The organism is Arsenicicoccus piscis (assembly GCF_022568835.1).
In the GTDB taxonomy this organism is placed as follows: domain Bacteria; phylum Actinomycetota; class Actinomycetes; order Actinomycetales; family Dermatophilaceae; genus Arsenicicoccus; species Arsenicicoccus piscis.
Genome location: NZ_JAKZHV010000001.1, coordinates 351428 through 370987 on the forward strand (window position 1 = coordinate 351428; position 19560 = coordinate 370987).

The 19560-nt window shown below is 71.4% G+C and carries 16 protein-coding genes and 2 pseudogenes; all 18 read right to left on the reverse strand.

Going from position 1 to position 19560, the window contains the following annotated elements; all coding sequences use genetic code 11:
- Positions 1-185 precede the first annotated feature (185 nt).
- Positions 186-983, reverse strand: coding sequence for a sirohydrochlorin chelatase (locus tag MM440_RS01635; RefSeq protein WP_241441449.1), 798 nt, complete (start codon positions 981-983; stop codon positions 186-188).
- 2 nt (positions 984-985) lie between these two features.
- Positions 986-2374, reverse strand: a complete 1389-nt coding sequence (locus tag MM440_RS01640) for a sulfate adenylyltransferase subunit 1 (RefSeq protein WP_241441450.1) — start codon at positions 2372-2374, stop codon at positions 986-988.
- A gap of 3 nt (positions 2375-2377) precedes the next feature.
- Positions 2378-3302 (reverse strand): annotated as a pseudogene (gene cysD, locus MM440_RS01645) (sulfate adenylyltransferase subunit CysD).
- Complete coding sequence (cysC, locus tag MM440_RS01650) at positions 3299-3841, reverse strand: adenylyl-sulfate kinase (protein ID WP_241441451.1); 543 nt, start codon at positions 3839-3841, stop codon at positions 3299-3301. Before cysC ends, cysD begins: the two are co-directional and overlap by 4 nt.
- Positions 3838-4626 carry a phosphoadenylyl-sulfate reductase gene (locus MM440_RS01655; protein ID WP_241441452.1) on the reverse strand — a complete coding sequence of 263 codons (789 nt, stop codon included), beginning with the start codon at positions 4624-4626 and terminating at the stop codon, positions 3838-3840. Before MM440_RS01655 ends, cysC begins: the two co-directional genes overlap by 4 nt.
- Positions 4623-4826: a hypothetical protein gene (locus MM440_RS01660; protein WP_241441453.1), complete on the reverse strand. Its 204-nt coding sequence runs from the start codon at positions 4824-4826 to the stop codon at positions 4623-4625. The genes MM440_RS01655 and MM440_RS01660 overlap by 4 nt, the downstream gene beginning before the upstream one ends.
- On the reverse strand, positions 4823-6541 hold the full coding sequence (locus MM440_RS01665) for a nitrite/sulfite reductase (protein WP_241441454.1): 1719 nt from the start codon (positions 6539-6541) through the stop codon (positions 4823-4825). Before MM440_RS01665 ends, MM440_RS01660 begins: the two co-directional genes overlap by 4 nt.
- Before the next feature lie 195 nt (positions 6542-6736).
- Positions 6737-7660, reverse strand: a complete 924-nt coding sequence (locus MM440_RS01670; protein ID WP_241441455.1) for an ABC transporter substrate-binding protein — start codon at positions 7658-7660, stop codon at positions 6737-6739.
- A gap of 61 nt (positions 7661-7721) precedes the next feature.
- A complete protein-coding gene (locus tag MM440_RS01675; protein ID WP_241441456.1) occupies positions 7722-8528 on the reverse strand; it encodes an ABC transporter permease in 807 nt (268 codons plus the stop codon).
- The gene (locus MM440_RS01680) at positions 8525-9169 is read right to left on the reverse strand and encodes an ABC transporter permease (RefSeq protein WP_241441457.1); all 645 of its coding nucleotides are present in this window, start codon (positions 9167-9169) and stop codon (positions 8525-8527) included. Before MM440_RS01680 ends, MM440_RS01675 begins: the two co-directional genes overlap by 4 nt.
- On the reverse strand, positions 9166-10296 hold the full coding sequence (locus MM440_RS01685) for an ABC transporter ATP-binding protein (protein ID WP_241441458.1): 1131 nt from the start codon (positions 10294-10296) through the stop codon (positions 9166-9168). Before MM440_RS01685 ends, MM440_RS01680 begins: the two co-directional genes overlap by 4 nt.
- Positions 10280-11953 carry an aromatic amino acid lyase gene (locus MM440_RS01690; protein WP_241441459.1) on the reverse strand — a complete coding sequence of 558 codons (1674 nt, stop codon included), beginning with the start codon at positions 11951-11953 and terminating at the stop codon, positions 10280-10282. The genes MM440_RS01685 and MM440_RS01690 overlap by 17 nt, the downstream gene beginning before the upstream one ends.
- A 64-nt stretch (positions 11954-12017) precedes the next feature.
- Positions 12018-13292 (reverse strand): M20 family metallo-hydrolase, encoded by a 1275-nt coding sequence (locus MM440_RS01695; protein WP_241441460.1) that lies wholly within the window; start codon positions 13290-13292, stop codon positions 12018-12020.
- Position 13293: 1 nt separating this feature from the next.
- Entirely contained in the window at positions 13294-14406 is a 1113-nt protein-coding gene (locus MM440_RS01700) for an S-methyl thiohydantoin desulfurase domain-containing protein (protein ID WP_241441461.1), read from the reverse strand.
- Positions 14407-14458: 52 nt separating this feature from the next.
- The gene (locus tag MM440_RS01705; RefSeq protein ID WP_241441462.1) at positions 14459-16255 is read right to left on the reverse strand and encodes a urocanate hydratase; all 1797 of its coding nucleotides are present in this window, start codon (positions 16253-16255) and stop codon (positions 14459-14461) included.
- Between the two features lie 82 nt (positions 16256-16337).
- Positions 16338-17648 carry a dihydroorotase gene (locus MM440_RS01710; protein WP_241441463.1) on the reverse strand — a complete coding sequence of 437 codons (1311 nt, stop codon included), beginning with the start codon at positions 17646-17648 and terminating at the stop codon, positions 16338-16340.
- A gap of 624 nt (positions 17649-18272) precedes the next feature.
- Positions 18273-19106: pseudogene (ppk2, locus tag MM440_RS01715) on the reverse strand (polyphosphate kinase 2); the annotation flags it as partial.
- Between the two features lie 74 nt (positions 19107-19180).
- Positions 19181-19423: a DUF6458 family protein gene (locus MM440_RS01720; RefSeq protein WP_241441464.1), complete on the reverse strand. Its 243-nt coding sequence runs from the start codon at positions 19421-19423 to the stop codon at positions 19181-19183.
- Between the last annotated feature and the right edge of the window lie 137 nt (positions 19424-19560).

The window sequence follows — 19560 nt, forward strand, 5'->3', positions numbered from 1 at the left end:
GATGGTGGTTAGCCACCGAGACGGCAGTTGGTCACCCCATGACCGCCGAGATGGTGGTTGGCCACCGAAACGGCAGCTACACCAGCCATCTCAGTGCCGAAGTGCCGTCTCGGCGGGTTGCGCGTGGCCAACTGCCATCTCGGCAGACCCCGACGTCCGGGCACGGCTGGTCAGGCCGGGTCCGGCTACGGCCGGGTCGCCGCCTCGAGGCGTTCCAGCACGATCTCGGCCACCGTGTCCTCGTCGGCGAGCGGCTCGGCCGCTGCCGTGACGCCGAGCTCGGCCGCGGCGGCGAGGCCCCGGTCCCACAGCAGCCCCGGCGCGAGGAACCACGGGAGCAGACCGATGGTGCGCGCGCCCGGGTGGTCGCCGCCACCGGAAGAGCCGGAGCGCAGGGCGCGGATGCCGTCCGCGACGGTCGGCTGCCAGGTCACGAACCCCGCCTTTACCGGCCGGCCCAGCCGCTCGGCAAGCCTGCCGGAAACTGTCACCACGAAGGCGTTCGCATCAGGGTCCGACGACCCGGGAGCCACGAGCACGTAGCTGTCACAACCGTGCTCGTCGTGCAGGGACGCGGCACGGTCGGCGAGCAGGTCGATCAGACCGGGTGCCGACCCCAGCACCTCCGCGATCCGTAGACCACCCCAAGACTCGCGCGCCTCGACAGCGGCGGCCGCCCGACTGGGCAGGTCGTGCCGCGCGTGGAACGCCGAGATAAGCAGCAACGGCACGATGACGAACGGCCCGTCGAGCTCACCGATCACGGTGTCCAGCAACGGCTCTCGCTGCTCGAGGTACGCGAGCCGCACGTCGGTGCCCGGGCGAGCCGCGCGCACCCGATCGGCCAGCCGCTCGAGCGTGGCGGCTGATCGGGGGTCCTTGCTGCCGTGGGCGACGAGCAGCAGGGCAGGCTCGGCAGCGTCGGCTCCATCAGCAGCCCCAGCACCGACAGCAGGCTGGGCAACCCCAGCAGCGTCAGCCACGATCAGATCGACGACCCGGCGCCCAGCCAGTCCTCGTCGTCGTCCTCCTCGATCTCAGCCGCGATCGGTGCTCCGGCCAGCGGGTCGCCGACCATGCCGGCCGCCAGGGTGGCGCCCGTGGGCGGGTCGATGAGCAGGAAGGCACCGGTGGACCGGTCGGTGGCGTAGTCGTCGACGGCCACCGGCTCGGACAGGCGCACCGTGATGCGCGCGATGTCGTTGAGCGCGACGTCGGCGCCCGGGTTGGTCCAGGCGAGCGAGTCGACGTCCCAGTGCCCGCGGACGGTGGTGAGCAGACCGCGCACGACCTTGGTGCCGACCTTCACGAGCAGGCGGGCGTTGTGTCGGCTGGGTCGCTCGTCGAGCCAGGCCACGACGCCCTCGATCTCGTCGATCGTGCGCGAGGGCTCCTCCGGCGTGGTGAGGACCTCACCGCGGCCGACGTCCAGCTCGTCGCGCAGGAGCACCGTGACCGAGTCGCCGGCCTGCGCCTGCGCCAGCGGGCCCTGGGGCGAGTCGATGCCCGTGACGGTCGAGGTCAGCCCACTCGGGTGCGCAGTGACCTTATCCCCCAACGCAACTCGCCCGGACGACACGCGGCCCGCGAGACCCCGGTAGTCGGGGTGCTCGGCGGTGCGCGGCCGGATGACGAGCTGCACGGGGAAGCGGAACGGCAGCGACTGCTCCACGGCCTGGACGTCGAGGTTCTCGAGGATGTCGAGCAGCGGCGGCCCGTCGTGCCAGGTGCCGGCCTTCGTGCCGTCGGAGGCGGTGCTGGACGCGACGTTCTCACCGGTCAGCGCGCTGATGGGCACGATCCGGACGTCCTCGATGCCGAGCCGCTCGCCGATCTCACGGATCTGGTCGGCGATCTCCTCGAAGCGCTCCTCGCTCCAGTCGACGGCGTCCATCTTGTTGACCGCGAAGATCACGTGCGGCACCCGCAGCAGCGCCATGACGGCGGCGTGCCGACGGGTCTGCACGAGGGCGCCGTTGCGCACGTCGACGAGGATGAGCGCGGCGTCGGCCGTCGAGGCCCCGGTGACCGTGTTGCGGGTGTACTGCGTGTGGCCGGGGGTGTCGGCCAGGATGAAGCTCCGTGCGGGAGTAGTGAAGTAGCGGTAGGCCACGTCGATCGTGATGCCCTGCTCGCGCTCGGCGCGCAGGCCGTCGGTGAGCAGCGCCAGGTCGACCTCCTGCGCGCCGCGGCGCTTGCTGGCGGCCTCGATGGCGTCGTACTGGTCGGCGAGGATCGACTTGGTGTCGTAGAGGAGCCGGCCCACCAGGGTGGACTTGCCGTCGTCGACGCTGCCCGCCACGACCAGGCGCAGCTGCGGGCGCACCTCGTCCTGCGGTCCCGTGCTCGTCAGCGGGAGTGTGGTGGCGGTCATCTGTCAGAAGTACCCTTCTCGCTTGCGGTCCTCCATGGCGGCCTCGGTGAGGCGGTCGTCGGCGCGCGTGGCGCCCCGCTCGGTGAGGCGGCTCACGGAGATCTCGGCGATGATCTCGTCGATCGTGGCGGCGGTGGACTCGACTGCGCCCGTGCAGGATCCGTCACCCACCGTCCGGTAGCGGACGCTTTACGAGCAGCTCGTCACCCTCCGCCGGCTGGCCCCACGGGCCCGGGGTCATCCACATGCCGTCGCGCAGCCAGACCGGCCGCTCGTGCGCGTAGTAGATGCTCGGCAGCTCGACCGACTCGATGTCGATGTAGTGCCACACGTCGAGCTCGGTCCAGTTGGAGATCGGGAACACACGCGTGTGCTCGCCCGGAGCGTGCCGACCGTTGTAGACCTGCCAGAGCTCCGGCCGCTGACGCCGGGGGTCCCAGCCGCCGAACGCGTCGCGCACCGAGAAGATGCGCTCCTTGGCGCGGGCCCGGTCCTCGTCCCGGCGGGCGCCGCCGAGCAGGGCGTCGAACCGGCGCTCGTTGACGGTGTCGAGCAGCGGGACGGTCTGCAGCGGGTTGCGGGTGCCGTCGGGGCGCTCCTGCAGCCGGCCGTCCGCGATCCAGTCCTCGACGTTGGCGACGACGAGGTCGAGGCCGTGCTCGGCCACGATGCGGTCGCGGAAGTCGATCACCTCGGGCAGGTTGTGCCCGGTGTCCACGTGCAGCAGCGTGATGGGCAGGGGCGCCGGCGTCATCGCCTTGAGGGCGAGGTGCAGCAGCACCGCGGAGTCCTTGCCACCGCTGAACAGCAGTGCGGGGCGGTCGAACTCGGCGACGACCTCGCGGATGATCTGGATGGACTCAGCCTCCAGCGCGCGGATCGTGTCGGTCTGCTCCGCGGACACGTCGTCCAAGACCAGAGCGCTCATAGCAGTCCCTTCTCGTGCAGCAGGGTTCGTAGACCGTGGACCACGTCCGACAGCTCACGTCCCGTGGTGTCGATGGTCAGGTCAGGGTCGGTGGGTGGCTCGTAGGGATCGCCGGCACCGGTCATCGGGGTGATCGCCCCCGCGTCGGCCTGGGCGTAGAGACCCTTGACGTCGCGGCGCCGGCACTCCTCCACCGGCGTCGAGAGGTAGACCTCGACGTAGGTGGTGCCGTCGCTCGCGTGCCGCTCGCGCACGGCCGCGCGGGACTCGGCGTAGGGGGCGATGACGGGGACCAGCGTAAGAACTCCGTTGCGGGACAACAGACTTGCCACGAAACCGGCGCGCCGCACGTGGGTGTCCCGATCCTCCCGGCTGAAGCCGAGCCCCTGCGAGATGCCCTGCCGCAGGACGTCCCCGTCGAGCACCTCGACCCGTCGGTCCTCGGCGCGCAGCTGCTCGGCCAGGGCCTCGGCGATGGTCGACTTGCCGGCGCCCGACAGCCCGGTCAGCCAGACCGTCGCGCCAGGGGTCGCGCTCACAGCTGGATCCCGCACTCGACCTTGTCCGTGCCCGACCAGCGCCCGGCACGGGGGTCCTCGCCGGCCGCGACCCGGCGGGTGCACGGCCAGCAGCCGATCGAGGCATAACCCTGGTCCAGCAACGGGTTTCGCACGACGTCGTGATCGCGCACGTAGTCGGCGACCTGCTCGTCGGTCCACGAGGCGAGCGGGGCCAGCTTGATGAGCAGCCGCCGCTCGTCGAAGGAGATGACCGGCGTGCTCGCCCGCGTGACCGCCTGGACCCGACGAATGCCGGTCGCCCACGCCTCGTAGCCGTCGAGGGCGTCGTCCAGCGGGTGGGTCTTGCGCAGCGCACAGCACAGGTCGGGGTCCCGCTCGAACAGTCGCGCGCCGTACTCCGCGTCCTGCTCGGGCACCGACTGCACCGGCGTCAGGTTCAGCACGTTGGCACCCGGGCGCGCAGCCAGGGCGTCCCGGGTCTGCAGCGTCTCGTCGAAGTGGTAGCCGGTGTCCAGGAAGAGCAGCGGCACACCGGGCGCCACCTCGCCCGCCAGGTGCGCCAGCACGCCGTCCTGCATGGACGCCGCGACGGCCCACCGCTCGCCGAACGTGTCTGCAGCCCAGGCGAGCACGTCGTGCGCCGACAGCGACTCGAGCCGGTCCTGCTGCTCCGCGACGATGGCCCGCAGCTCCTCCTCGGAGCGCGGCTCCTCAGAGCGCTCCTCCTCGGAGCGTGGCTCAGCGGCGTGGAGATCCGAGGCGGCGGGCGACGTGGACTGGGAGCTGGTGGTGGCCTGGGTCATGACACCTCCTGGGTCGATGCCGCGAGGTCCTCGCGGGCGAGGCCGACGAAGCGGACGGTGAAGACGCGCACGCAGTCACGGCAGCGCCAGGCGCCGCGCGGCTCCTCGACGGGGCGCAGGTCCTGCTCGCCGCAGTAGGGGCAGTGCATGACCGCGGCCCGCTGGCCACCGTCGGCACCGGCCACCCAACCGCCGCTCATGCCAGCACCTCGTCGGTGGCCCGGGCGGACCACGACGCGAAGGTCTCACCGGCCTCGGCGCTCTCGGCGTAGTGCGAGACGACCCGCACGACGTAGTCGCCGAGCCCGGCGGCAGTCACCTTGTGCCCGCGCAACTTTCGCCCGAGCTCGGGGGTGTTGCCCATGTGTCCGCCGAGCTGGACCTGGTAGCCCGGGACGCGCTCGCCGTCGTCGTCGGTCACGATCTGGCCCTTCAGCCCGATGTCGGCGACCTGGATGCGGGCGCAGGAGTTCGCGCAGCCGTTGACGTTGATGGTCACCGGGTGCGGGGTGCTGATGTCGGCCAGCCGGTCCTCGAGCTCGGCCACGAGGTCGGTCGCCCGCTGCTTGGTGTCGACGATGGCGAGCTTGCAGAACTCGATGCCGGTGCAGGCCATCGTGTTTCGTCGCCAGGTGCTCGGGCTGGCCTGCAGCCCAAGGGCGCCCAGACGGTCTACGAGGTCGTCGACGCGGTCGGGCGCGACGTCGGTGACGATGAGCTTCTGCAGCGGGGTGAAGGCGACCTTGCCGGCGCCCACGACGTCCACCGCGTCGGCGACGGCGGCGAGGGTGTCACCGGAGACCCGGCCGACCGTCGGCGAGAAGCCCACGTAGCGAAGGCCGTTGGCCTGCTCGTGCACGCCGACGTGGTCGACGATGTCGTCCGGGGCGATGGCCGCGGGACCGTCCACGAGCTTGCGGTGGAGGTACTCGTCCTCCAGCACCTGGCGGACCTTCTCGGCGCCCCAGTCGGCCACGAGGTACTTCAGCCGGGCGCGGTTGCGCAGCCGGCGGTAGCCGTAGTCGCGGAAGATCTTGACGACGCCGAGCCACACCTCGGGGATCTCCTCGAGGGGCACCCACGCGCCGAGCCGGACCGCGAACTGCGCGCTGGTCGACAGCCCACCACCGACGAGCAGGTCGAATCCCGGCCCGTGCTCAGGGTGCTCGACCCCGACGAAGGACACGTCGTTGATCTCGGGCACGCAGTCCCACTGCCAGGAGATGGCGGTCTTGAACTTGCGCGGGAGGTTCGAGATCTCGGGGTTGCCGATGTACTCCCGCTTGATCGCCTCGATGGCCGGGGTGGGGTCGATGACCTCGTCCTTGGCCAGGCCCGCGACCGGCGAGCCGAGGATCACCCGCGGCACGTCGCCGCAGGCCTCGGTCGTGGACAGGCCCACCGACTCGAGCCGGCGCCAGATCTCGGGGACGTCGGCGACGTCGACCCAGTGGAGCTGGATGTTCTGCCGGTCGGTGATGTCGGCGGTGTTGCGCCCGAACTCCTGCGACACCCCCGCGATGACCCGCAGCTGCTCGGTGCTGACCTGGCCGCCGTCGATGCGGATCCGCATCATGAAGTAGCGGTCGTCCAGCTCCTCGGGCGCGAGCGTCGCGGTCTGGCCGCCGTCGATCCCGGGGCGGCGCTGGGTGTAGAGCCCCCACCAGCGGAACCGGCCGCGCAGGTCGTCACCGGGGATGGCGTCGAACCCCTCGCGGGCGTAGACCTCCTCGATCCGCGTGCGTACCGCCAGCGGGTCCTCGACCTGCTTGAACTCCTCGTTGTGGTTGAGTGGTTCGCGCTGGCCGAGGGCCCACTGGCCGTTGGAGCGGTTGTCCTCACGACGCGTGCGCACCCCGCCGGAGCGAGCGGTGGGCGCCTCGCTGCGGGCCGAGTCGGAAGTGGTGGTGGTCATGATCCCTCCGGGACGCTGGACATAACTTCACCATAGTAAAGGCATAACCCGACATTATCATCCGGTCGTGTCCACCATCCGACCACCCGGGGACTCCCCAGCGACTACACCCGAGCTCTACCCTCTGGCTGAGCTCCTCGGCGCTCCGGGCCTCACTCGTTCCTCGCTCGTGTCCTCACGCTGTCGTCGCTCAGCTCAGCCCAGCTGAGCGCTCTTCAGCCACTCGTCCGCCACGGCCGACGCGTCCTTCTTGTCGATGACGACCTTGGTCACCAGACCCGCCAGGGTGTCCGTGTCGAGCTTGGCGGACACCGCGTTGAGCGCCTCGGTGACCTGCGGGGTGGCCTTGGCCTTGGTCATAACGGGGATGACGTTCTGCGCACCGAAGAGGCTCTTGGGGTCCTCCAGCACGACGAAGTCGTTGGCCTTGATGTTGGGGTCGGTGCTGAACAGGTTGGCGGCCTGCACCTGGCCGTTCTTCAGCGCCTGCACCGTCAGCGAGCCGGCGGAGTCGAGCGGCTTGAACTCCTTGAAGGTCAGGTCGTAGACCCGCTTGAGGCCCGGCACGCCGTCGGCGCGGGTCTTCCACTCCGGCGGGCCACCGAGGACGGCCTCGGACTCGTGCGCCTTGAGGTCACCGATCGCCTTGAGGGACCACTTGTCGGCGGTCTCCTTGGTGACGACGACCGAGTCCTTGTCCTCGGCCTTGGACGGCTCGAGGGCGACCAGGTTGTCCGGCAGCGCCTTGCGGAGCGAGGCGAGCGCGGTGGCCTGGTCGGTGACGACGGCGTTCTTGTCGAGGTACTTGGCGAAGTTGCCGGTGTACTCCGGGATGAGGTTGATCTCGCCGTTCTTCAGCGCGGGGACGTAGGTCTCGCGCGAGGCGATGTTGAGCTTGGTCGTCACCTGGACACCCTTGGCCTTCAGGGCGCCGGCGTAGATGTCGGCCAGCAGCTCGTTCTCGGGGAAGTTGGCCGAGCCGATGACGAGGCTGCCGGACGCAGCCGCCGAGGCCTCGCTCGAGGACTTCGCGAGGGGGTCCGAGCCGCCCCCGCAGGCCGTCAGCGACAGCGCCGCGGCGGCTGCCACCGCGGAGGCGGTGATGGTGGTGCGCTTCATGAGTTCTCCTTAGGGAGCGGTTGGTTGACCGGTCGTGAAGGTCGATGTGGATGATGCGGGGTCAGGTGGACGACGGTTCGGCGGCGTCGACGGACACGGAGCGGGCGTCGGCGGACCCGGAGCCAGCCGCACCAGCCGCGCCAGCCGACGGCGCAGCATCCGCCTCGCCCCGCCGACGGCGACGCGTCTGGCGCGGTGCGCTCAGCCCGGGCGACACGAGCAGCCGCTGCAGGCCCGCGAGGACGAGGTCGACGAGGACCGCGAGCACCGCGACGAGCAGGGCGCCGCCCGCCATCTGGCCGTAGTCCTGGGACGCCTGCCCGTCGTTGAGGAAGCGTCCGAGCCCACCGAGGCTCACCCACGCGGCGATCGTCGCGGTGGCGATGACCTGCAGCGTCGCCGAGCGGATGCCGCTGAAGATCAGCGGCAGCGCGCACGGGATCTCGACGTCGCGCAGCACCTGCCCGGGCGTCATGCCCATGCCCGTGGCGGCGTCGCGAGCGGACGGATCCACCTCGTCCACACCGGAGTACGTGCCGGCGAGGATCGGCGGGATCGCGAGGACCACGAGCACGAAGATCGCCGGCAGCAGGAACGCGAGGTCGCCGCTCAGGCGCGGGCCGAGCAGCAGCACGGCGATGAAGAGCAGACCGAGCGTCGGCAGCGCGCGGATGCCGTTGACGAGGTTGACGACGAGCAGCCGGCCCTTGCCGGTGTGGCCGATCCACAGCCCGAGCGGGATGGCGACGAGCGACGCGATCAGCACCGTCACGCCGGAGTAGATCAGGTGCTCGCCGATCCGTTGCCAGATGCCGCCCGCCCCACCCCAGTTCGCGGGGTCGAACAGCCAGGTCCACAGGGCGTTCATGCGGCCCTCCTTCCGTGCAGCCACGGGGTGGCCACCCAGGTGAGCGCGATGATGAGCAGGTCGAGCAGGACGGCGAGCAGCAGGCACGCGATGATGCCGACCACGATCGGGTCGAGGAACTGACGGGCGAACCCGTCGGTGAACAGCGACCCCAGCTGGGCGATCCCGAGCAGGGCGGCGACCGAGACGATCGACACGTTGCTGACCGCGGCCACCCGCAGACCGGCCGAGATCACCGGGACCGCGAGCGGGAGCTCTACGGTGAAGAACCGGCGAAGCGGCCCGATGCCCATGGCGGTCGCGGCCTGCACGACCTGGTCCGGCACGGCCGCGAGACCGTCGGCGACGGTGCGGGTCAGCAGCGCCACGGTGTAGAGCGAGAGCGCGACGATGATGTTGGTGTCGCTGAGGATCCCGGTGCCGAGGATGAGCGGCATGAGCACGAACAGCGCCAGCGACGGGATCGTGTAGAGCAACCCGGTCACCGTGATGATCGGCGGGTAGGCCAGCGGGAAGCGGCGCGCGACCCAGCCGAGCGGCAGCGCCAGGACCATCCCGATGACGAGCGGGATGACCGCGAGCCGGATGTGCGTCAGGAAGAGGGTGAGGACTTGCCCGACGTGGTCGAGGAACCAGGTCACGGCGTGTCCTCGATCCGCTCCTCCGCCGGCGCCGACACCTGCGGGCCGCGCTCGATCTCGGTGAGCACGTCGCGGGCCTGGACGGTGCCGACCAGCCGGCCGGCGTCGTCCACCAGGACGCCGCGGCGGGCGGGCGACGACAGCGCCGCGTCGAGGGCCGCGCGCAGCGAACCCCCCTGGCGCGCAACGGTGCCGCCCCGGTGCAGGAAGCCGCGGGAGACCGGCTCGCGCAGCTTGCGCGGCTCGACCCAGCCGACGGGGGCACCGTCGTCGTCGACGACGAGCAGCCAGTCCCGACCGGCCGCGGCGGCCAGCGCCTCCTGCGGCGTCGCACCGAGGCGCACGCTGGTCTCGGGCTCGATGGCGAGGGCGGGGGCCGACGCGAACGCCAGCCCACGGTAGCCCCGGTCGCGGCCGAGGAAGTCGGCGACGAAGTCGTCGTAGGGGTCGGCGAGCAGCCGGTCCGGCGTGGCGAGCTGGGCCAGCGTGCCGCCGACGCGCAGCACCGCGACCTGGTCGCCGAGCTTGACGGCCTCGTCGATGTCGTGGGTGACGAAGACGATCGTCTTGCCGAGCTCGTTCTGCAGGCGCAGGAACTCGTCCTGCAGCTGGTCGCGCACGATGGGGTCGACGGCACTGAACGGCTCGTCCATCAGCATGATCGGCGGGTCGGACGCGAGCGCCCGCGCGACGCCGACGCGCTGCTGCTGACCTCCGGACAGCTGGTTGGGGTAGCGCTTGGCGAGCGACGTCGACAGGCCGACCCGCTCGAGCAGCTCCATCGCCGTCGCGCGGGCCTTGTTCTTGTCCCAGCCGAGCAGCAGCGGCACCGTCATGACGTTCTCGACGATCGTGCGGTGCGGGAAGAGGCCGCCGCTCTGGATCACGTAGCCGATCCCCCGGCGCAGCTCGGTCGGGTTCATCGAGCCGGTGTCGCGGCCGTCGATGGCGATGACCCCGCTCGTCGGCTCGATCATCCGGTTGATCATCCGCAGCGAGGTGGTCTTGCCGCAGCCGGACGGCCCGACGAAGACCGTGATCTGGCCCGTCGGAGCCTCCAGCGTGAGCCCACCGACGGCGGTGGTGCCGTCCGGGTAGACCTTGGTGACGTCAGTGAAGCTGATCATGCCGGGCGACCTCCTGGTCGTGGATGGCGTGGGGCTCAGGGACCGCAGGGGCTCGCATCTCGGAGTGGTCGTCGCCTCGGCGCTCGCGGCGCAGTGCCTCCGTGACCCACGAGACTACGTCGCTGGTGACGTCATTGTGCTTGGTGATCTCCGTGATGGTGGCGGCAAGTCGCGCCACCGGCGCGCCCAGGGCGCGCGGGGCGCGACGCTGGCCGGCGTCGATGATCGTGGCCGCGAGCAGCGCCTCGACCGCGAACAGCCGCTCGACCACGTCCAGGATGTCGTCGGTGACCCGCACAGCGGGGTAGGCCATCGACGCGTGGTCCTCGACCCCGTCGCCGACGGTCGTGCCGGTCAGCGACACCGGGGTGGCGGCGTGCTTGACCTGCGCGACGAGCGCGGACGCGGTCTGGGCGAGGATCACCGGCGTGACATACCCCGTCGTGCTGATGGTGCTCTGGATCTGCTCGGCCAGGGTCACGCTGTGGCGCAGCTCGCGGACCAGCTGGGCCACCCGCCGCTCGGACAGCATCGCCACGTGGGCGAGCGCGACCCGCACCGAGTCGAAGCCGACCGCGAGCCCGGTGATCGAGAAGTTGCCGTTCGAGATGAAGACGCCACGGTCTACGTCGAGGTAGGGGTTGTCCGGCGCGCAGGACAGCTCGATCCGGATCATCTCGTCCAGGACCCGGAGCTCGTCGACCAGCGCGCCGTGCACCTGCGGGACGGTGCGGATCGAGATCGGGTCCTGCACCGACCCTGGGTAGACCCTGCCCTCGGCGAGGTCTCCACCGGCCAGGGCCGCTCGGACCCGGGCCCCGCTCTCGAGCTGACCGGGGTGCGGACGCGCGGCGAGGGCTACCTCGTCGAACGGACTGAGGTTGGCGTCCAGCGCCTCGATCGTGAGCGCGGCGACCAGGTCCGCCCGCTGGGCGATCAGCTCGGTGCGGCGGTGGGTGAGCGCCGCGGACGCCACGGACAGCGCGTTGGAGCCGACCAGGGCCAGCCCGTCCTTGGCACCGAGCACGAGGGGACGCAGGCCGGCGGCGGCGAGCGCCTCGGCGCCCGGGACGACGCGGTCCTCGCCCGGCAGCCAGGCGCGGCCCTCGCCGAGCAGCACCAGGCCGATGGCGGCCATCTGGGACAGGTCCGCCGCCCCGACCGAGCCCTGCGCCGGGATCACCGGGATGACGTCGTGGGTGAGCAGGTCCAGCAGCCCGTCGAAGAGGGCCACCGAGGCGCCGGAGCCGCCCGCGGCCAGTGTGTTGAGCCGCGCCAGCAGGGTCGCGCGTCCCTCGGCGCGGGTGAGCGGGGTGCCGATGGCGGCCGCGTGGCTCACGATGACGAACCGCTGGAAGTCGCCCATCAGGTCCAGCGGCACCTCCGAGTTGCGCAGCGGCCCGAGACCCCGGTTGAGGCCGTAGGTGGGCATGCCGGAGGCCAGGGCGGTCTCGACGACCGCGCGGGCCCGGCCGAGCCGCTCGTGGACGCGGGGCAGGTCGACGTGCACCACCGCGTGCCCGATGGCGAGGTCGGCCACGTCCTTCGCCGAGAGCTGCTCGCCGATCGTGACCATGCGACGCGCGTCGTTGAGCGTCCCCCCGGTCGTGGGGCACACCCGGGTGATGCTGGGGCGAGGGCCGGCGGCGACCGTCACAGACTGCGTCCTTCCATGGGCTCGGATTATGCCCTACATAACACCGTGTCATGTCGAGCGTCTGTCATGCGGTGTCGCGGTCGAGGCGCACCAGGGTGTGCGCCAGGACGTGTGCTCCCGCGGCAATGTCGGCCGGCTCGCTCAGCTCCTCGGGGACGTGGCTGCGACCGCCGACGGACGGCAGGAAGATCATGCCCATCGGGCCGAGGTGGGCCAGGTGGGCGGCGTCGTGGCCCGCGCCGCTCGGCACGGCCTCCCACGCGTAGCCCAGGCTGTCGGCCGCCGCGCCGATCCGGTCCTGCATCGAGCGGGCGCAGGCGACCGGGTCCTGGTCGTTCAGCCACTCGATCAGGGTGCTGACGCCGCGGGCCTCCGCGTCCGCCGCGATCTGCTCGACGACCCGACGCTTGGCGCCGCTCAGCCAGGGCGCGTCGATCGAGCGCAGCTCGGCCCAGATGCGGGCCTTGTCCGGGACGACGTTGAGCGCACCCGGAGAACTCTCGATGCGGCCGGTGGTCGACACTCCGTGCACCGGGGCGCCACACCCCTCGCGCTCGACGGTGAGGACGGCCTGCGCCGCTGCGACGAGCGCATCGTGGCGACCGGTCATCGGCATCGTGCCCGCGTGGTCGGCCCGCCCGGTGAACTGCACGAGCAGGCGCTCGATCCCGGCGATCGCCGTGACGACCCCGATCCGGTGGCCGGAGCGTTCCAGCAGCGGGCCCTGCTCGACGTGCAGCTCGACGTAGCCATGGACCGAGCCGGGTGCCCACGCCTGGTCGAGCGCCCCCTGGGGGTCCAGCCCGAAGGCGGTCATCACGTCACCGAGCCGGCGGCCGGAGTCGTCGACCCGGTCCAGGTGCTCGGGCGTGAGCAGCCCGGCCACCGCACGAGATCCGACGCACGAGATGCCGAAGGTGTTGGCCTCCTCGCCGAGGAAGTCGACGACGACGAGGTCGCTCTCGAGCGTGGCGCCCGTCTCGCGCAGCCGCCGCGCCACCTCGATCGCGCTCAGCACGCCGACGATGCCGTCGAAGCGGCCGCCACCGTGCACGGTGTCGGTGTGCGAGCCGGTCATCAGCACCGGCTTGGAGCGGTCGCGACCCGGCAGCCGGCCGACGACGTTGCCGGCGGGGTCCACGTGGGTCTCCAGGCCGGCGGCGCGCATCCGGTCCGCCACCCACCCGCGGGACGCGCGGTAGGGGTCGGAGAAGATCTGCCGGGTCCAGCCGGGCTCGCCCGACTCCGAGAACGTCGACAGATCAGCGAGATCCGCCGCGAGCCGCTCGGCATCGGGCAGCAGCGAGTCCCCGTCGGGCCGGCCCGTCACCGTCGTCACCTCACCGCTCCGACACGTAGGCGGAGGTGCCGGGACGCAGGGTCGGGTCGAGGTGGTCGAGGAAGTCGATGCCCATGATCTGCTCGCACTCCGCGATGCCGACCCTGTCGATGGAGGACGACGAGACCGGGAGGATGCCGGCCTTGCTGACCAGGAGGGCTACGTCCATGCCGGCGCGAGCGTCCTTGACGGCCAAGGCTTCTCCGGTGGACTTGTCGATGATGACGATCGTGTCGGGGTAGGTCGCGACCCGCCCGCCGTCGTTGTCGACCGCCATGAACTCGTTGAGGTAGGGCACGGTGTGGTCACCCACCCGGAAGGTGCCGTGGTCCCAGCCCCCCTTGGTGACCGTGGCGACCTCGAGACCGAGCGGCCCCTGGTCGACCACCGTCGCACCGAGCCGGTGGGCGACGGCCTCGACGACCGCGTCGCCCCCCTGCGGCTGGGCCGCCTCCATCTCGCGGCCGAGGTCCAGCGCGAGCGAGATGGAGCCGTGCGCGCCGTTGTCCTTGACCCACTGCAGCTCGACCGGGTTGCGGGCCGAGGCGATGAATCCGCCTGTGCGCACGGAGATGTCGCGCAGCACGTCGTCCACGGTGTTGAGGTTGCCCTTATTGACCGACAGGAAGTGGCCGTGCAGCGCGCGGTTGCCGCCCGAGACGACCTGGATCGACTCGTAGCCCTCCCGCTCGCCGAGGCCGAGCCCGCCCAGCTTGCCGGTGGGGTGCGCGCGCACGTCCCCGGCGGTGTCGAGCACCTTGACGCCGAGCACCGAGGACTGGATCCAGCCGTTGAGGGTGGTCGAGTAGCCGTTCTGCGCGGTCATGACCGCCGCGATCGGCACGTCGGCGACCTTGATGAGCTCCTGCAGCGCGTGCACGTAGTCGACCGGGCGGATCTCCCAGTTCTTGGCCGCAGGGGCGCCGATCGCCGTGACGGTGGCGACGTAGGAGTCCTCGGGCAGCTCGTCGACCTGCGCCAGCAGCGGCTTGTTGAGCTCGGTGGCCAGGTGCCCCATGAGCTCGCCGTGGTGCTTCCAGCCGCCGCCCCCGCAGGCGAGGACACCGCCTCCGAGCACGGCGTAGCGGGCGTCGTCCGGGGTGAGTTCGCGCATGGTGTGGTCCTGTTCGTCGGTGCGTTCGGTGGGTTGCGTTCGGTGGGTGCGTTCAGTTGCTGGTGTCGGCCGTGCTGGTGCCGGCCGAAGTGGCGCGGGTGTCGTGGAACCACGGGAAGTTCGCGTCGCCGGTCTCGCCGCCGCGCTCGATCGCCGCGTGGGCCTCGTCGTAGCCCGCGGTGGCGTGGCGCATCACGCCGAGCCCGGAGTCCGCGTCGAGGCAGCGGCGCAGCCGCACCGCGGTCTCCTCGCGGCCGTCGGCGACGATCGAGACGCCGGCGGACTGCATCCAGCCCGAGTAGCCCCCACCACCGGAGTGGATGGCCACCAGGTCGGCGCCGGTCGCAGCGAGCAGCATCGCGTCCAGCAGCGGGAAGTCACTCACGCCGTCCGAGCCGTCGCGCATCCCCTCGGTGCCGATGCGCGGGTGGGTCATGCCCGCCGAGTCGAGGTGGTCGCGGCTGAACAGCACCGGAGCGCTCAGCGTGCCGTCGGCGACCAGCTTGTTGGCCTCCACCGCCAGCCTGGAGCGCTCGCCGTGACCGATCCAGCACGAGCGCGCGGGGAGCCCTTGCTGCGGGACGTGCTTGCGCGCCAACGAGATCCAGCTCGCCACCTCGGGTCGATCCGGGAAGAGGCGGGCCGCGAGGTCGTCCATGACCTCCTGGTCGGCCACGTCCCCGGACAGGCAAACCCAGCGGAACGGCCCGATCCCCCGGGCGAACAGCGGCCGCAGGTAGGCCTCCATGAAGCCCGGGATACGGTTGACCCGCTCCGCGGCGGCCTCGCCGAGGTGCTCGACCGCCTGGACGCGCAGGTTGTTGCCGTTCTCGAAGACCACGGAGCCGCGCTCCGCCATCGCGAGCATCGCCTCGACCTGGGCAGCCATCGACGCGCGGGCCGCCTGCTCCACCCGCACCGGGTCGGACTCCCGCTCCTCGCGCCACTGCTCGAGCGAGAAGCTTTGCGGCACATAGCCGTAGCGCGCGTCGTGGGCTGCCGTCTGGTCGGTCACGATGTCGGGGGTGAGGCCGCGACGGTTGATCTCGGTGAACACCTCGGCGGCGTTGCCCACCAGGCCGACCGCGACGACCGGCCCGTCCGACCCCGCGTCGGGTCCACGACCGGCCGACGTGACCCGCTCGATCTCTGCGAGCGCCTCGTCCAGGTCATCGGTGACGAGGTCCAGACCGCCCGCGGCCTGGAGCCGAGCCAGCTTGGCGGGGTCGATCTCTACGGTGAGGGACGTGAGGCCCAGCATCGCGGCGCTGATCGGCTGCGAAGAACCCATCCCACCAAGGCCGCTCGTGAGCAACCACCGGCCGGCGACCGCCGCCGCCTCGGCGCCGGGCTCGGCGCCGAGGTCGCTGCGCGCGATGGTGCCGAGCAGCTCGTAGGTGCCCTGCAGCACCCCCTGGCGCCCGATGTACTGCCAGGCGCCGGCGGTCAGGCCGCCCCACATGGTCTGCCCCGCAGCGGCGCGCTCGTAGAACCGCTCCGGCGTGGACCAGCGACCGACGGTGTTGTTGACCGCAGAGAGCACGATCGGCGAGGCGGCTCCGGTGTCGACCAGCCCGATCGCCGCCCCCGACTGCAGCACGAGCGTCTGCGACTCCGGCATGGTGAGCAGCTGCTGGGCGATCGCGTGCGCCTGCTCCCACGAGCGCGCGGCCTTGCCGAGAGACGCGTAGACGATCAGCTCGTCCGGGTTCTCGCCGACCTCGAGGACGTTCTCGAACATCCGCAGCAGGCCTTCGGTGCGCCAGCTCCTGGCCCGCAGCTCGGTGCCTCGGGCCGCCCGGTAGGTCGTGCCGGGGCCTTGCAGGATGCAGCTGGTGGTCTCGGTCATCGTCCGCTCCTCGTCACGATCCGGCCGTCGCCCGGGCGCCCGACCAGCCCGGCGGCCGCACTCCACACCAGGCGGCCACGACTCAGCGTATGGGTGACCGCTCCCCGGGTCGATGCCCGTGGTAGGGGCTCCACCCCGCGTTGGAGTGCAAGGTGCGCTCGTCGATCGCGGCGTCGCTGCTGGGGTCGAACACGATCACGTCGGCGTCCTTGCCGGGGACCAGCGAGCCCTTGCGGTGGTCGATGCCGTAGCGGCGTGCGGGCCCCTCGGTGAGAGCGGCGACCGCCGCGTCGAACGCGGCCGGGCCGCGACGCCACGCGTGCCCCAAGGTCACCGGCACCAGCGTCTCGACGCCGGGGACGCCGGAGTGGTTGTCGAGGACGACGTCGTGGTCCTTCAGCTCGGTGGGCCAGGGCGCGTGGTCGGACGAGATCACCGACACCGCACCAGCCTCCACCCGCTCCCACAGACCCTCGCGGTCGGCAGCGGTGCGCAGCGGCGGGTTGATCTTGAGGCGACCGCGCTGAGTCAGCATGTCGTCCTCGGTGAACGCCAGGTAGTGCGGGCACACCTCGAGCGTGACGTCGGCGCCCTGCGACTGGTACCACCGGACCAGGTCGACGCTGCGCGGCAGGGACAGGTGGCACACGTGCAGCGAAGCGCCTTGCGTCGCAGCCACTTCCAGCGCCGTGAGGACACCGAGCGTCTCCGACACCGGCGGTCGCGTGCGGGTGTGGGTGAGCGGGTCGGTGGAGCGCTGCGGCGTGGCCTCGGCCAGCAGCCCCTTGATGATCTCGTTGTTCTCGGCGTGCGTGCAGAGGGTGCTGCCGGTCTCGGCCACCTCGCGCATCACCGAGATCAGCTCGAGGTCGTCGATGCGCGGGAAGCGGAATGGGTCGGTGAGGAACAGCGAGACCTTGAACCCCACGACGCCCTCGTCGACCAGGCCGCCGGCCCGCCGCCAGCCGCCGCCCGGCTCGAGGGTGCCGAGCAGGGCCACGTCGACCACGGCCTCGTCGGTCACCAAGTCCTGCTTGGCGCGCAACCGGTCGAGCGAGTTGATCGGCCCCGGCCCGTCGAACGGCATCTCGACGATGGTCGTCACGCCGCCACCGGCCGCCGCGCTCGTGGACGCGACGACACCCTCGCCGGCGTGGGACAGGGAGTGGACGTGGGCGTCGACCGCGCCGGGCAGGACGAGCGCCTCACCGACGTCGAGCACCTGCGCGCCGCCCTGTCCAGCCAGGACCGCCGGGTCCGGCTCGCCGTCGACCACCGCGGCGATCCGCTCGCCCTCGATCCACACCTGGCCCCGCGCGTAGCCGCCGCCCTGCGCCCGGATCCTGCCGAGGATCAGCTGTTGTGCGTGCGGGGTGTCGCTGCGGTGCTCCATGACGCTCACCATGGACCCCCGATGGCCGGTCCGGGTGCCCTTCTCACGTCCTGAAAAGGGCACCCGTGCAGGGGCTCCGGATCAGGACGGGTTGGAGCCCGACTCCGTCACCGGCGTCGCGGACGTGCCGGTCGTCGGGATGTCTGTGGCCGTCGGGGGCGCGGCGGTCGTGCGCGGCGTGGTCGTGCGTGAGGCGGTCTTGCGCGGCGTCGCCGTGCGGGCAGTCGTCGTGCCCGTCGTGCCCGACGTACCCGACGCTGCCTTGCGGGTCGTGGCCTTGCGGGTCGTGGTCGACCGGGTGGGCCCAGCCGCCGTCTTCGCCGGAGCCTTCTTGGCCGGAGCCTTCTTGGTCGGCGTGGTCCGTCGGCGCAGGCCCGACTCCGGACCGTCCTGGCTGACCGCCAGCTCGGCGACCGAGTCGGCGGCGGCCGCGACGATCGGGGCCACGGCCTGACGCTGCGCGGCGTCCGCCTTCTTCGGCTTGCCCTTCTTGCCCTCGCCCTTCTTGGCCTCGCCCTTGGCGCCCTTCGCCTTCTTGCCCTTCGCGGCCTTGTCCGCCTTGTCGGCCTTGGCTTTCTTGCCCTTGGCACCGTTGGCCGCGACGACCGCAGGCGCGGTGCCGTCGACGACGCTCTGGGCGTGGTCGGGGACGTACCGCTGGCTCGAGCGTGGCGGCCGGGCGTAGCCGAGCGCCTTGGGCCGCTCCGGGATCTCCACGGCCGGCGGCTGGATGTGCATGTAGGGCACGGAGTTCAGCAGGTGCGCGATGACGTTGAGCCGCGAGCGCTTCTTGTCCTCGGACTCGACGACGAACCACGGGGAGCTCGGCAGGTCCGTGTGCGCGAACATGCGGTCCTTGGCCCGGCTGTAGTCCTCCCACCGGGTGATGGACTCGACGTCCATCGGCGACAGCTTCCACCGACGCATCGGGTCGTCGGCGCGGCTGCGGAAGCGCTTCTCCTGCTCGACGTCGGACACCGAGAACCAGTACTTGCGCAGCATGATCCCGTCGTCGAGGAGCATCTGCTCGAAGACCGGGACCTGGCGCAGGAAGCGCTCGTAGTCGCTCTCCGAGCAGAAGCCCATCACCCGCTCGACCCCGGCCCGGTTGTACCAGGAGCGGTCGAAGATGACGATCTCGCCGGCCGCGGGCAGGTGCGCGATGTAGCGCTGGAAGTACCACTGGGTCTTCTCGCGGTCCGACGGCGCGGGCAGCGCCGCGATCCGCACCAGTCGCGGGTTGAGGTACTGCGTGATCCGCTTGATCGCCGAGCCCTTGCCGGCAGCGTCACGCCCCTCGAAGATCACCACGACGCGGCTGCCGGTCTCCTTGACCCACTGCTGCATCGTGACGAGCTCGGCCTGCAGGCGCGCCAGCTCGGCCTCGTAGCCGTCCTTGGGCAGCTTCGCCGCCTTGGGGGCCTTCACCTCGGGGTGGACGTCCTTGTTCTTCGCCATGCCTCATTCTGCGTCACCGTGCCGATCGGCACCCGTTCGGGACCCCTCTGCGGCCCCGAACGAGTCGACGACGGTCAGCGCAGGTGGTCGTCGCGGCGCTCCGGCGGCAGGCCGGTGTCGCGGTGCTCGACCAAGGTCTCGTGGCGCGACCGGTTGCGCTGCGAGTTCATCACCAGCCCCACGATGATCGACAGCAGACCGGCCGCCATGCAGATGTAGCCCACCGTCATCAGGTCGACGTTCGGGACCCGATCGTTCACGGCGAAGCTGAGGATGGCCCCCACCACCAGCAAGAAGATGCCCAGCCCAAGACCCATCGCGATCCTCCTCCACGGGCCCCCGACCCTGTGTCGGGGCGCGTGGTGCGACTCTTACCCGTAGCCCCCGTCTCGACTACGACGCGCCCGCAGGTTGTCGTCCGAATAGCTTACTCCCGCCGCGGCTTTCGTGGTGC

Bases quoted from the DNA above. Each gene is read 5' to 3' on its own strand.
- MM440_RS01640 (WP_241441450.1), bottom strand. From the start codon at position 2,374: ATGACCGCCACCACACTCCCGCTGACGAGCACGGGACCGCAGGACGAG.
- MM440_RS01655 (WP_241441452.1), bottom strand. From the start codon at position 4,626: ATGACCCAGGCCACCACCAGCTCCCAGTCCACGTCGCCCGCCGCCTCG.
- MM440_RS01660 (WP_241441453.1), bottom strand. From the start codon at position 4,826: ATGAGCGGCGGTTGGGTGGCCGGTGCCGACGGTGGCCAGCGGGCCGCG.
- MM440_RS01665 (WP_241441454.1), bottom strand. From the start codon at position 6,541: ATGACCACCACCACTTCCGACTCGGCCCGCAGCGAGGCGCCCACCGCT.
- MM440_RS01670 (WP_241441455.1), bottom strand. From the start codon at position 7,660: ATGAAGCGCACCACCATCACCGCCTCCGCGGTGGCAGCCGCCGCGGCG.
- MM440_RS01675 (WP_241441456.1), bottom strand. From the start codon at position 8,528: ATGAACGCCCTGTGGACCTGGCTGTTCGACCCCGCGAACTGGGGTGGG.
- MM440_RS01685 (WP_241441458.1), bottom strand. From the start codon at position 10,296: ATGATCAGCTTCACTGACGTCACCAAGGTCTACCCGGACGGCACCACC.
- MM440_RS01700 (WP_241441461.1), bottom strand. From the start codon at position 14,406: ATGCGCGAACTCACCCCGGACGACGCCCGCTACGCCGTGCTCGGAGGC.
- MM440_RS01705 (WP_241441462.1), bottom strand. From the start codon at position 16,255: ATGACCGAGACCACCAGCTGCATCCTGCAAGGCCCCGGCACGACCTAC.
- MM440_RS01710 (WP_241441463.1), bottom strand. From the start codon at position 17,648: ATGGAGCACCGCAGCGACACCCCGCACGCACAACAGCTGATCCTCGGC.
- MM440_RS01720 (WP_241441464.1), bottom strand. From the start codon at position 19,423: ATGGGTCTTGGGCTGGGCATCTTCTTGCTGGTGGTGGGGGCCATCCTC.